We start from the raw sequence: 311 nt of genomic DNA on the forward strand, positions 1-311 counted from the left end.
GACTGGGTGCTGGGCGCCGAGGAGCTGGACCGGCGGGGCGCCGACCCCACCATGCTGGACCTGCTGCGCTGGCACGGCGCGGAGGAGGTCGAGCACCGCTCGGTCGCCTTCGAGCTGTTCCAGCACGTCGACGGCGGCTACCGGCGCCGGGCCCGCACCTGGGCCGTCGCGTTCACCGCGCTGGTGTTCCTGTGGCAGCGCGGGACCCGCTTCTTCATGGAGAACGATCCGACGCTGCCGGCCGGGAAGGCCACCTTCAAGGACTTCCACGCGCGCGGACGGCAGGGCCTGCTGCCGTCGACGGGCGACAT

Annotated in this window: 1 protein-coding gene; it reads left to right on the plus strand. The window is 73.0% G+C overall.

Annotated features, from left to right (window positions below):
- A partial coding sequence (locus tag CCN42_RS45270) for a metal-dependent hydrolase (RefSeq protein ID WP_245877649.1) occupies window positions 1-311 on the plus strand: 311 nt, incomplete at both ends.

The organism is Streptomyces glaucescens (assembly GCF_002154375.1).
Lineage (GTDB): Bacteria > Actinomycetota > Actinomycetes > Streptomycetales > Streptomycetaceae > Streptomyces > Streptomyces glaucescens.